The following is an 11,139-nucleotide window of genomic DNA, read 5'->3' as shown; positions in this document are numbered from 1 at the left end:
AGCGGCCAGGGTTCAGGGAGGGAGCGCCGTGCCACCCGGCCGATCGCGGCGATGGCAGGACGCTCGCGCGCACAGTGAAAGGGGGAGATCACTGGGCGCGGCGTCAGCATGCGGGCGGCTCTTGCGAAAATCAAGATGCAGCAGCTGCGCCCGGCGCTGCCGCGACATTTGTTCCTCGCGCCCAAAAGCGCAGCACGCCATCTTCCGTGGCAGCGTCCACGCGCCCGCGCGCGCGAAGCCAGGCAAGATGCGCCAGCGCCTCACCGGTTGCCATCTGCATTTCGTCTGCGGCGATGCGCCGGCCGAACAGGGTCGGGAAGCATTCAACTGCCGTGCGCGGCACAGCAAGGTCGGTGGCAAGCCGTTCGAGCTTGGCAAGATGGTCGCCCGCGAGCTGGTCGAGCCGGGCATGAAGACCCGTGAAGGGTTCGTTGTGCGCGGGCAGCACAAGGGTGTCGCAGGGAAGCTGACGCAGCCGCTCGATGGCAGAAAGCCAGTCGCCGAGCGGATCGGCCTCGGGCTCGGTCGGGTAGACCGAGACGTTCGAGGTGATTCTCGGCAGCACTTGGTCGCCCGAGATCAGGAGCTTCTGAGAGGCCAGAAACAGGCAGGCATGCTCCGGGCTGTGGCCCGAGCCCACCACCACTTCCCAGCTTCGCCCGCCGATCACAAGCTTGTCGCCATCGCACAACCGCCGGTAGCCGGTCGGCAGTCGCGAAACGCCGCGGCCAAACCGGCCCCAGCCGGCAGCCTCCAGCTGCCCAAGGTCGGCCTCACTCCAGCCCGCTGCCCTATAGAAGGCGCGCACATCTGCTGGCACTTCGGGGGAGGCATCGAGCGTCAGCACGCGCGCCAGCATGAACTCGCCTCGAGTCATCAACAGGGGCGCACCCGTCTTGCGCTGGAGCCAGCCTGCGAGCCCGACATGGTCTGGGTGATAGTGGGTGACGAGAATGCGGCCCACGGGCTTGTCGTGCAGGGGCCCGGCAAGGAGCGCGCGCCAGTGGTCGGCAACTGCTGGCGCAGCAAGGCCGGTATCGACCACCACCCAATGGTCCCCACCATCCAGCACCCACAGGTTGATATGGTCGAGGCGGAAGGGAAGCGGCATCCGCAGCCAGAACACCCCATCCGCCACTTCGGCGAGCGCGCCATCAGCCGGCCGCGCCATGCCAAAGGGGTAAGAGAGGCCCCGCCGCTCGACCGGGGCCTCCGGCAGGCGCGCCACCGGCGCCATCGCCCCGCCGGCGCCGGTCAGGACCGGAACAGCCGCTCGGGGTCGAGCGCGTCGCCCTGGTCCCCGGCCGGCGCGGCCTGTGCTTCCCGCTCGCGCCGCAGCTGCTCCAGCATTGCCGCGCGGTCGGTGCCAAGCCGCGGATCGGCTTCGGCCTCGATCCCGGCCTTCTTCGCTGCTGCTGCCACGAGCTGGTCGAGCTCGCGCTGCGAGCACAGCCCGAGCGTGACCGGGTCCTTCGGCGTGATATTGGCGATATTCCAGTGCTCCCGGTTGCGGATGGCGGCAATGGTCGACTTGGTCGTGCCAATGAGCCGGGCGATCTGGGCATCCGTAATCTCGGGATGGTTGCGGATAATCCACATGATGCCATCGGGCTTGTCCTGCCGCTTGGCAACCGGCGTGTACCTGGGCCCCGAAGTGCGCCGCTGCTGCACCGGCCCGGGACGGATCTGCAGCCGGTAGGCCGGGTCGGCCTGGCCCTTGGCGATTTCGGCCATGTCCAGCTCGCCGGCCCGCACGGGGTCGCGCGGTGTGAGCTTGGTTGCCGCCGTCTCATCGGCGATCGCCTGCACTTCCAGCACATGGATGCCGCAGAAATCGGCGATCTGCTGGAAAGTGAGCGCCGTGTTCTCAACAAGCCAGGTTGCAGTGGCGTGCGGCATCAAGGGCAAGACGCGGCTGGTGTCGGCGCGGGACGAGGCGGCCATCGGCAGAAATCCTCAAGGCTCAGGCAGGAAAAGGGCCACCCCCAGGGGATGGCCAGGCTGATCCATAGGCAAGGGCGGGCGCGCATGCAATGCTCGCGCGGAAATCAGAAGTCGATCCCGCGCGCTTGGGCCTCGGCGGTCAGCATGGCCCGGATATCGGTTCCAGGCGTATCCAGCCACAGTGCCATCCTGGCTGCAATGGGCGCCAGTTCCGCGGAGCGCACCATGGCCTTGACTGGCCCCACCGCCGCCGGCGTGATCGAAAGCCTTCTCACCCCAATCGCCAGCAGCGCCAGCGCTTCGAGCGTCCGCCCGCCCATCTCGCCGCACACCGTCACTGGCACCCCTTGGGCATCGGCTGCGCGCACCACGCGGGCAAGAAACCTGAGCACGCCGCGAGACAGCCAGTCGTAGCGCACGGCAAGCTTGGGGTTGCCGCGGTCAGCTGCAAGCAAGAACTGGGTCAGGTCATTGGTGCCGATGGAGAGGAAATCGACCATGGGCAGAAGCTCGTCGAGTGTCTCAACAAGCGCAGGCACTTCGAACATGGCCCCATAGCGGATTGCAGCCGGCAGTGGCCGGTCACGGCGGGCAAGCGCGGCGCGGGCTTGCTCCACCACCGCCTTCGCCTCGGCAAACTCCCACGGCTCGGCGATCATCGGGAACATCAGGTTGAGCTCGCGCCCGGCTGCGGCTTCGATGAGCGCGCGCGCCTGCACATCCATCAGCCCCTTGCGCTCGAGCGCCAGCCTGAGCGCCCGCCAGCCCATCGCCGGATTCTCCTCACCCCCCTCGCGGGTTGCAATATAGGGCACGGCCTTGTCGCCCCCGATATCGACACTGCGGAAGACGACCGGCCGGTCGCCGGCGGCCTCGAACACGTCGCGGTAGAGCGCAATCTGGCGGTCCTTGCGCGGCAGGGTTGCTGAGACCAGGAACTGGAACTCGGTCCGGAACAAGCCGATCCCGTCGGCATTGGTGAGCGCAAGCGCTGGCAAGTCGGACCGCAGCCCAGCGTTGATATAGAGTTGCACGCGGATACCATCGCGGCTGAGCGCTGGCAGATCGCGCAAGGCATCAAACCCCGCCTGCCGCTTCGCCCGGAGCGCTGCCTGCTCTTCGAAACTGCGTACCACGCTTGCCTGCGGGCGGACGAAGAGGGCCGCCACGCCCGCATCGAGGATGAGCGGGTCGCCTTCCGCCACCTGGTCGCGCAGCCCGCGGATCCGCCCCACCACCGGCACCCCCATGGCGCGGGCAATGATGGTGACATGGGCAGTCAAGGACCCTTCCTCCAGCGCCACGCCCTTCAAGTACCGCCGGTCATATTCGAGGAGTTCCGCTGGCCCGAGGTTGCGCGCAATCAGGATCATGTCGGACTTGAGCCCGAGCGTGGCCGCCGTTCCCAGCTTGCCGGCGATGATGCGGATGAGCCGGTTCGACAGATCATCGAGATCATGGAGCCGCTCGGCGAGATAGGGGTCGGCGATCCCGCCCATGCGGATGCGCTGCGCCTGGGCGACGCTCTCAATCGCGGCCTCCGCCGTCAGCCCGCCTTCGATGGCATCATGGATCCGCCGCGCCCACCCCTCATCGAAGGCGAACATCTTGTAGGTCTCAAGAATCTCGTCGTGGTCGCCAGGCCCGGCGAACTCGGCCTGGCGCACCATATGGTCGACTTGCTCGCGAAGCGCTCGGAACCCGGCCTCAAGGCGCGCCTTCTCCTCTTCCACATCGTCGGCCACCGTCCGCTCGATCCGCACTCGCGGCTGATGGAAGACAGCAACGCCGCGCGCCACACCATCGACAAGCCGAACACCCGAGAGCCGCAGCGCCGCCGTCTCCCGCGGCCGCGTGACCACCGGCTCAGCGCCAAGCCCGGAGGCCGCAATGAGCTCTGCCAGCACCATGGCAACGGTCTGCAGCGCTTCAATTTCGAGCTCGTCATAGGCGCGCGGGCTCACATGCTGGACAGCGAGCACGCCAATGACGGCTTCGCGGCGGATGATGGGAACGCCGGCGAAGCTGTGAAACCGCTCCTCCCCGGTCTCCGGCCGGTAGGCGAAACGCGGGTGGCTCGAGGCCTCGGCAAGGTTCAATGGCACCCGGCTTTCGGCAATCGTCCCCACCAGCCCCTGGCCGAGGCCGAGCCGAGTCACATGCACTGCCTCCTGCTTGAGACCTCGGGTGGCGAACAGCTCAAGCGCGCCGTCGCGCATGAGATAGATGGAGGCAACTTCCGAGCCCAGCTCGGAGGCGACGATCTCCGCCACTTGGTCGAGCTTGGCTTCCGCTGGCGTGCGCGCCGCCATCACGTCATGCAGGCGACGCAGGATCTCCCGGGCGCTGCCGACCGGCATCAGGCCGGCTCGGCAACCCGCGCCCGGGCGAGCGCCGCCTCGGCGCCGGTCACAAGGCGTTCAATGATCGCTGCCACTGGCTCGATCGCCTTCACCATCCCGACCGACTGGCCAGCCATCAGCGAGCCGGTCTCGACATCGCCGTCGATGACCGCGCGCCGCAGTGCGCCTGCCCAGTAATGTTCGATCTCGAGACTGGCGTGCGCTGGCTCGATCTCGCCTCGGTCCAGCCGCTCCGCCACTTCGCGCTGCTTGGCAACAAAGGCCTCGGTCCCGGCATTCCTGAGCGCCCGGACGGGGATAACGGGCAACCGCGGGTCCAGCTGCACGGAGGCGACCGCGTCGCGCGCGGCTGCACGCAAAAACGCCTGCTTGAAGGCCGGGTGGGCAACGCTCTCCTCGGCTGCCGCGAACAGGGTGCCAAGCTGCACGCCGGCCGCGCCCATTTCGACGAGCGCCGCAATGCCAGCCCCATGGCCGATCCCGCCTGCTGCAAAGATGATTGCCTCCGGGAGCGCCGGCAATATCTCCTGCGCCAGCACGGCAAGGCTCACCGGCCCGATGTGCCCGCCGGCTTCCGAGCCTTCGATGATGAGGGCATCCGCGCCCGAGCGCAACAGCTTGCGCGCAACGGCAAGGTTGGGCGCAAAGCATAGGAGGTGCGCAAATTGCTTGACGGCAGCCATCGCTGGCGCCGGTGGCAGCCCGCCGGCGAGCACCACATGCGAGACCTTGGCCTCGGCGCACACGGCAATGAGGTCAGCAAGCCTCGGGTGCAGCGTAATGAGGTTGACACCAAAGGGCCGGTTGGTCAGCGCGCGCGTCGCCTCGATCTCGCAGGCCAGCATGTCGGGTGCCATCGCGCCGCTGGCAATGACTCCAAAGCCCCCCGCGTTTGAAATCGCAGCCACCAGGTTGCGCTCGGAAACCCAGGTCATCGCGCCCCCGAGAATGGCATGGCGGCTGCCGAGAAAACCCCGGCCGCGCGCCGTCAGCCGGTCGAGATAGGGCGTCGCACTCATTGGGGCGCGTCAAGGCCATAGGCCGTGTGCAGCACGCGCACAGCAAGCTCGAGATATTCCTCTGCGATCAAGACCGAGATCTTGATTTCCGAGGTGGTGATGGCCTGGATGTTGATGCCGCGGTCAGCAAGCGCCCGGAACATGGTGACGGCAACGCCAGCATGGCTCTTCATCCCGACACCGACAACCGAGACCTTGACCACATTTTCATCCGAAATCAGCCGCGCAAAGCCGACATCGCCACGCACGGCCTCCAGCATTGCTTTTGCCCGCTGCAATTCGGTGCGCGGCACAGTAAAGGTCACATCGGTCGTCGCGCTGTCATGGGCGATGTTCTGGACGATCATGTCGACATTGATGTTGGCATCCGCCAGCGCGCCAAAGATGCTGGCAACCGCGCCAGGCCGGTCGGGCACGGCCACAATCGTCACCTTGGCTTCGTTGCGGTCATAGGCAACGCCGGCGATCAGTTCCTGCTCCACGATTTCGTCCTCATCGACCACCAGCGTTCCCGGCTCGTCAGAAAAGCTCGACAAGACCGCAAGCCGGACCTTTTCCTTCATGGCAAGCTCAACCGAGCGGGTCTGCAGCACTTTCGCCCCCACGCTCGCCAGCTCCAGCATCTCCTCATAGGTGATGCGCGCAAGCTTGCGCGCCCGCGGCACGATCCGGGGGTCGGTTGTGTAGACTCCTTCCACGTCGGTGTAGATATCGCAGCGCGAAGCCTTGAGCGCTGCTGCAACGGCAACAGCAGATGTGTCCGAGCCGCCGCGGCCCAGCGTTGAGATTCGGCCGTCTGCCGTCACGCCCTGGAAGCCGGGGATGACGGCAACCTGGCCGGCCGCAAGCGCCGCCTCGAGTGCGCCCGTCCCAATATCCTCGATCCGCGCCAGCCCATGGGCTGCACTGCTCCGGATCGGCAATTGCCAGCCAAGAAAGGAGCGGGCCGGCACACCGATCGCATTCAAGGCAATCGCCAAAAGCCCGGTCGTCACTTGCTCGCCGGAGGCCACCACCACATCATATTCGGCCGGCTCGGCAAGCGGCGAGGCCTCGCGGCAGAGGTTGATGAGCCGGTCCGTCTCCCCGGCCATGGCCGAGACGACGACGGCAACCCGGTTGCCCGCCTCCACCTCGCGCTTGACCCGTGCAGCCACATTGCGGATGCGTTCAATCCCGGCCATCGAGGTGCCGCCGAACTTCATGACAATGGACGACATGTCCGGCGGCGTTTACGGATTGCCTCGGCATCCGGCAACCGCTGCAGTTGCATGCGTGCGCCAGCTCTGGTATTTCCGATGCCCGTGAGCAACGTCCTTCGACTTAGGCGCCCCCGGGCGCGCTGACCACTGCGCGGGGGTGTCCTGCGCCGCGCCCGAGGGGTCCTTTCATTCTTGAGGGAGTGCTGCTCATGTCAGATCGTATCCTCATCTTTGACACAACGCTTCGTGACGGTGAGCAGTCGCCTGGCTGCTCCATGAACCTTGAAGAGAAGCTCCGGGTTGCAGCGCAGCTCGAAGCGCTCGGCGTTGACATCATCGAGGCTGGCTTTGCCATTGCCTCGGAGGGCGATTTCGAGGCCGTCGAGGCCGTCGCCCGCCAGGCGACACGCGCCATTGTCGCAAGCCTCGCCCGCGCGAACCGGGCCGACATCGAGCGCGCAGCGCAAGCGCTCCGCCCGGCGAAACGGCCGCGGATCCACACCTTCATCGCAACGTCCCCCCTCCACATGAAGGTGAAGCTCGGCAAGTCGCCGGAGGAGGTGCTGGAGGCCATCCGCGAATCTGTCACCTTTGCGCGCAACCTTGTCGACGATGTTGAATGGTCCGCCGAAGACGCAACGCGCTCCGATCCCGACTTCCTCGCCCGGGCGATCGAGGTTGCGATCCGTGCTGGCGCCTCCACCATCAACCTCCCCGACACGGTCGGCTATGCCACGCCGGAAACCTATGGCGCCCTGTTCCGTGACATGCGCGCCCGCGTGCCCAATGCCGACAAGGCCATCTTTTCGACCCACTGCCACAATGACCTCGGGCTTGCAGTCGCCAACACGCTCGCTGCCGTCATGGCGGGCGCCCGCCAGGTGGAGTCGACCGTCAACGGCATTGGCGAGCGCGCCGGCAATGCCGCCGTTGAGGAAATCGCCATGGCGCTTCGCGTCCGGAACGATGTGCTCCCGTTCGAGACCGGCATCGTCTCAACCGAGATTACGCGCGCCTCGCGCCTCGTCTCGGCCGTCACCGGCATGCAGGTCCAGCCCAATAAGGCGATCGTCGGTGCCAACGCCTTCGCCCATGAGTCCGGCATCCACCAGGATGGCATGCTGAAGGATTCGAGCACGTACGAGATCATGACGCCCGCGTCCGTCGGCCAGTCCCACTCCAGCCTCGTGCTCGGGAAGCATTCGGGCCGCGCCGCCTTCCGTGACAAGCTCGCCCAGATGGGCTACCAGCTCGCTGACAACGAGTTTCTCGACGCCTTCCGCCGCTTCAAGGACTTGGCCGATGCCAAGAAACAGGTGTTCGACGAGGATATCGTCGCCCTTGTCGACGATGAGGTGCTGCGCGGCCATGACCGGATCCAGGTCGCCGAAGTCGAAGTCTATTGCGGCTCAACTGGCCAGGCCCGCGCCATCCTGACACTTGTCGTCGATGGCGAGGAGAAGATGGCCGCCGCCAAGGGCTCGGGGCCAGTGGACGCGCTCTTCAAGGCCGTGCGTGCGATCGTCCCCCACCCGGATGCCCATCTCCTCCGCTATGAAGTGGCAGCCGTCACTGCCGGCACCGACGCCCAGGCCGAAGTCTCGGTCCTGCTCGGCGAGGCCGGGCGCACGGCGCGCGGGCTTGGCGCTCACACCGATACGCTCGTCGCCTCGGCCCGGGCCTATGTGAATGCCCTCAACAAGCTGATGGTGAAAAGGGGCCGCAGCGCCCTCGCCGCCTGAGCCGAAGTGCGGGAGAGGTGCAGCACGTCCCGGTCGCCCGCAGGGCGCGGCCGGGGCAACTTTGCACAAAGCCTGTTTTCGGGGCCCTGCCGCAGGCCGGCTTTGCAGGCCTTGTCCACAACGCCCACAAAGGCCGGCAAGGGGCACTCAGCCCTCTGCCGTGCAGGCAAGTGGCGCGCTGTCGCCCATCGTTATCATGTAGCTCGTGCCCTTGCCGCTGACTTCGATGCCATAGCCGGCATAGCGCACGCCCGAGGCGACAGGCTCCATCTGCAATTCCTTGCCCCTTCCCTCGGGCAGGAGAATGGCAATCCCCTGCTCCGGGAAATAGCGCAGAGTCCGCATGCTGCCATCCGCGCAGGAAAGTGCTGTCTCTACCATAGGTGCCGGCCGCATGCCGGGCGGTGGCTCCGCCGCAGCCACGCGCGCGTTCGCCTGCGCTGCCACGCCAGCTTGAATGGCAGCTTCCTTGGCCGCGAAATCCAGGTCCACTTGCCGCCGGTCGGGCCCGCAGGCCGCAAGCGCGAGCCCCAGCGCCAGAACCCCTGTCCACCACATTGCCACTGCCTCCCAAGTGAAGCCCGAGCGCAAGCCTGACGCCTCCACAGGCTCGCGTCAACGCCCTAGCGGCCGAACAGCCGGGCAAGATCGGCCTTGGCCAGTCGAAGGAAGGTTGGCCGGCCATGGTTGCAGGTGGCCGCTGCCGGGCAAGCCTCCATTGCCCGCAGCAGCGCATTCATCTCGGCGAGCGAAAGCGCCCGGCCGGCGCGCACGCTGCCATGGCAGGCCATCGTCGCCAGCACCTGGTCCAGCCGGGCATCAAGCCCCGCCGGGCGGCCATCGGCCAGTTCCTCGGCAAGGTCCCTGACCAGGGCTGCGGGGTCGGCCCCAGAAAGCAGCGCCGGAAGCGCGCGGACCATCACGGTTGCCCCATCCATCCGCTCGAGCTCGAGCCCGAGCCGAGCCAGAAGCGGCGCTGCCGCCTCCAGCCGGTCCGCAGCGTCCGGCGCAAGCGCAACCATGACTGGCAAGAGCAGCGCCTGGCTCGCCAGGGCCCCACTGCCGCGGGCATCGCGCATCGCTTCCAGCACCAGCCGCTCGTGTGCTGCATGCTGGTCCACGAGCACCAGCGCATCCTCAGCCTCGGCCACAATATAGGTGCCTGCCACCTGGCCCCGCGCCACCCCGAGCGGAAAGGCGGGCACCGTCTCAGAGCCTTCCGCCATCCCCCGTCCTGCCGGCGGCAGCGCCAGGGCAAGCGCTGGCCGCGCAAAGGCCGCAGCCGGCTCTGCCACGCCCGCAGCCGCTGCCCCGGGCACGAACGCGGCTGCCAGCGCAACAGCAGCCGTCGGCGCTGCCACAAGCCCTGCCGAATCGAGGGCCCGGCGGACTCCCGCGACAATCAGGCCGCGCACTTCGTCAGGCGCGCGGAACCGCACTTCCGTCTTGGCCGGGTGCACGTTCACGTCGACATCAGCGCTCGGCACATCAAGGAACAGGAGCGCAGCAGCATGACGGTCAGCCGCCAGGCGGTCGCGATAGGCGCCGCGCAGCGCGCCCATGAGCTGCCGGTCGCGCACCGGCCGGCGGTTGACGAAGAGATATTGGTGGGCAGGCGTTCCCCGCGCTGCGGCCGGAAGCCCAGCAAGCCCGGAAAGCCGCATCGCGCCCCGAGCAAAGTCAACCGGCACCATGTCCTCCATGCCTGGCAGCAGCGCCTGCACGCGTGCCAGAAGCGCTGCGAGACTGGCGCCCTCCGGCTCTGCGGCGACGTCCAGGACTACCCGTCCGTCCAGCACCAGAGTGAAGGCGACCTCCGGGGCCGCCAGCGCCAGCCGCCGCACTTCCTCAAGGATGGCGCCCGCCTCGGCCCGCGGCGACCGCAAGAACTTCAAGCGCGCTGGCACGCGGGCAAACAGCCCATCCACCCGCACGCGCGTGCCATGCGCCAGGGCTGCCGGCCCCTCGGCCACGCACACGCCGCCATCAACGACTCGCCGCCAGCCGCTTTCCGCCGCCGCGGTCCGGCTCTCAATCGTGAGCCGGGCCACGGCCGCCAGCGCCGCCAGCGCCTCGCCACGAAAGCCGAAGCTTGAAATGGCAAGCAGATCTTCATCGACCAGCTTCGAAGTTGCATGCCGTTCGACGGCAAGCGCCATGTCGGCAGGCGGCATGCCGCAGCCGTCGTCTTCAACGAGGATATGCTTTGTGCCAGCTTCCGCCACATCCACGCGCACCCGCCGGGCGCCGGCATCGAGCGCATTCTCGATGAGTTCCTTGACGGCACTTGCAGGCCGCTCGACCACTTCCCCGGCAGCAATCCGGTCAACAAGGGCAGGCGGCAGGCGGCGGATGGGCACAGGGAGGGGGAATCGCACCCCAGGCGCTTGCATGCAAGCGCAGCCGCTCCCTGCTGCTGCAACAGCAGAAGTTAGTCGTTGCGAACGAGGGGCGAGACGCCTATGCGCTCGCACACTCCCGAACGGCGTCCCTGTCCACCCGGCCGCCAGCCGGGGCGCCGGCGCCCCTGGCGCCTGCCCGCCGCCCCGGGCCCCATGGAGGTGTCGCGCGTGAACTTTCTCTCGAAGATCTTCGGCTTCCTGTCGCAGGACATGGCGATCGACCTCGGCACCGCCAACACCCTCGTCTATGTCCGCGGCCGCGGCATTGTCTTGAACGAGCCTTCGGTCGTCGCCCTCGAGACCGTCAATGGCCGCCGCCAGGTCAAGGCGGTCGGCAATGATGCGAAGCTCATGATGGGAAAAACCCCCGGCAATGTCGAGGCCATCCGCCCGCTGCGCGATGGCGTCATCGCTGACATCGAAGTCGCCGAGGAAATGATCAAATATTTCATCCACAAGGTGCACGG

9 protein-coding genes are annotated in these 11,139 nt (G+C 67.3%); 2 read left to right on the top strand and 7 right to left on the bottom strand.

Features of this window, described 5'->3' with window-relative positions:
• Window positions 1-130: 130 nt before the first annotated feature.
• The 5 genes from ACWIQA_RS08015 to ACWIQA_RS07995 all read right to left on the bottom strand — a co-directional run bounded on the left by ACWIQA_RS08015 (window position 131) and on the right by ACWIQA_RS07995 (window position 6,546).
• Window positions 131-1,237, bottom strand: coding sequence for an MBL fold metallo-hydrolase (locus tag ACWIQA_RS08015; RefSeq protein ID WP_448582548.1), 1,107 nt, complete (start codon window positions 1,235-1,237; stop codon window positions 131-133).
• Window positions 1,238-1,254: 17 nt separating this feature from the next.
• Window positions 1,255-1,944 carry a cell cycle transcriptional regulator TrcR gene (locus ACWIQA_RS08010; RefSeq protein WP_448582547.1) on the bottom strand — a complete coding sequence of 230 codons (690 nt, stop codon included), beginning with the start codon at window positions 1,942-1,944 and terminating at the stop codon, window positions 1,255-1,257.
• Between the two features lie 104 nt (window positions 1,945-2,048).
• Window positions 2,049-4,304 (bottom strand): phosphoenolpyruvate--protein phosphotransferase, encoded by a 2,256-nt coding sequence (gene ptsP / locus ACWIQA_RS08005; RefSeq protein ID WP_448582546.1) that lies wholly within the window; start codon window positions 4,302-4,304, stop codon window positions 2,049-2,051.
• Window positions 4,304-5,326, bottom strand: coding sequence for an NAD(P)H-dependent flavin oxidoreductase (locus tag ACWIQA_RS08000; RefSeq protein ID WP_448582545.1), 1,023 nt, complete (start codon window positions 5,324-5,326; stop codon window positions 4,304-4,306). The genes ptsP and ACWIQA_RS08000 overlap by 1 nt, the downstream gene beginning before the upstream one ends.
• Window positions 5,323-6,546, bottom strand: coding sequence for an aspartate kinase (locus tag ACWIQA_RS07995; RefSeq protein WP_448582544.1), 1,224 nt, complete (start codon window positions 6,544-6,546; stop codon window positions 5,323-5,325). The genes ACWIQA_RS08000 and ACWIQA_RS07995 overlap by 4 nt, the downstream gene beginning before the upstream one ends.
• 191 nt (window positions 6,547-6,737) lie before the next feature.
• Between ACWIQA_RS07995 and ACWIQA_RS07990 the strand changes: the two genes are divergently transcribed.
• On the top strand, window positions 6,738-8,270 hold the full coding sequence (locus ACWIQA_RS07990; RefSeq protein WP_448582543.1) for a 2-isopropylmalate synthase: 1,533 nt from the start codon (window positions 6,738-6,740) through the stop codon (window positions 8,268-8,270).
• Window positions 8,271-8,417: 147 nt separating this feature from the next.
• Here ACWIQA_RS07990 and ACWIQA_RS07985 read toward each other — a convergent pair whose 3' ends face one another.
• The gene (locus ACWIQA_RS07985; protein ID WP_448582542.1) at window positions 8,418-8,861 is read right to left on the bottom strand and encodes a hypothetical protein; all 444 of its coding nucleotides are present in this window, start codon (window positions 8,859-8,861) and stop codon (window positions 8,418-8,420) included.
• A gap of 32 nt (window positions 8,862-8,893) precedes the next feature.
• Window positions 8,894-10,663 (bottom strand): DNA mismatch repair endonuclease MutL, encoded by a 1,770-nt coding sequence (gene mutL, locus ACWIQA_RS07980; RefSeq protein ID WP_448582541.1) that lies wholly within the window; start codon window positions 10,661-10,663, stop codon window positions 8,894-8,896.
• A 162-nt stretch (window positions 10,664-10,825) separates the two neighbouring features.
• Between mutL and ACWIQA_RS07975 the strand changes: the two genes are divergently transcribed.
• Window positions 10,826-11,139: rod shape-determining protein (locus tag ACWIQA_RS07975; RefSeq protein WP_448582540.1), on the top strand; the 314-nt coding region annotated here is incomplete at its 3' end.

The sequence above is a fragment of the Thermaurantiacus sp. genome, from assembly GCF_053487655.1.
This window is presented reverse-complemented; position numbering and strand designations above follow the sequence as displayed.

Coding starts and splice junctions, on each gene's coding strand:
- ACWIQA_RS08015 (WP_448582548.1), bottom strand. CDS start 1,237: ATGGCGCCGGTGGCGCGCCTGCCGGAGGCCCCGGTCGAGCGGCGGGGC.
- mutL (WP_448582541.1), bottom strand. CDS start 10,663: ATGCAAGCGCCTGGGGTGCGATTCCCCCTCCCTGTGCCCATCCGCCGC.
- ACWIQA_RS07995 (WP_448582544.1), bottom strand. CDS start 6,546: ATGTCGTCCATTGTCATGAAGTTCGGCGGCACCTCGATGGCCGGGATT.
- ptsP (WP_448582546.1), bottom strand. CDS start 4,304: ATGCCGGTCGGCAGCGCCCGGGAGATCCTGCGTCGCCTGCATGACGTG.
- ACWIQA_RS08010 (WP_448582547.1), bottom strand. CDS start 1,944: ATGGCCGCCTCGTCCCGCGCCGACACCAGCCGCGTCTTGCCCTTGATG.
- ACWIQA_RS07990 (WP_448582543.1), top strand. CDS start 6,738: ATGTCAGATCGTATCCTCATCTTTGACACAACGCTTCGTGACGGTGAG.
- ACWIQA_RS08000 (WP_448582545.1), bottom strand. CDS start 5,326: ATGAGTGCGACGCCCTATCTCGACCGGCTGACGGCGCGCGGCCGGGGT.